The 437-nt window shown below is 65.4% G+C and carries 1 protein-coding gene; it reads left to right on the top strand.

Annotated elements, in window-relative coordinates:
* The first annotated feature begins 166 nt into the window (after window positions 1-166).
* Window positions 167-430 (top strand): YeaC family protein, encoded by a 264-nt coding sequence (locus FLP08_RS17080; RefSeq protein WP_003104989.1) that lies wholly within the window; start codon window positions 167-169, stop codon window positions 428-430.
* Window positions 431-437 lie beyond the last annotated feature (7 nt).

The raw sequence follows: 437 nt of genomic DNA on the forward strand, positions 1-437 counted from the left end.
CCAACGGCGCGCACGTTGGCGGGCTGTTGGTCGGTTGCCTCAGCGGTTTGCTGGGCGGCCTGCTGGCGCGGCGTCGCCGTTGAGCGAGGGGCTGCGGCAGCTTCGATGTGCGCCGCCGGCCCCGGCCCGGTAGAATGGCCGGTACGCCTTTTCACCGGAGCCGGCCATGTCGTCCTTCAATCAAGCGATCGAGAACATCACTCCTGAGATCTACCAGAACCTCAAGCTGGCCATCGAGATCGGCAAGTGGCCGGACGGCCGCAAGCTGACCCAGGAGCAGAAGGAACTCTGCCTGCAGGCGGTGATCGCCTGGGAGCTGCAGAACCTCCCCGAGGAGGAGCGCACCGGCTACATGGGCCCGCAGCACTGCTCCTCGCATTCCGACGAGCCGATCCCGAACATCCTGTTCAAGTCGGACTCCGTGCACTGATGGAAGA

The sequence above is a fragment of the Christiangramia aestuarii genome, from assembly GCF_009735585.1.
Classification (GTDB): Bacteria; Bacteroidota; Bacteroidia; order Flavobacteriales; family Flavobacteriaceae; genus Christiangramia; species Christiangramia aestuarii.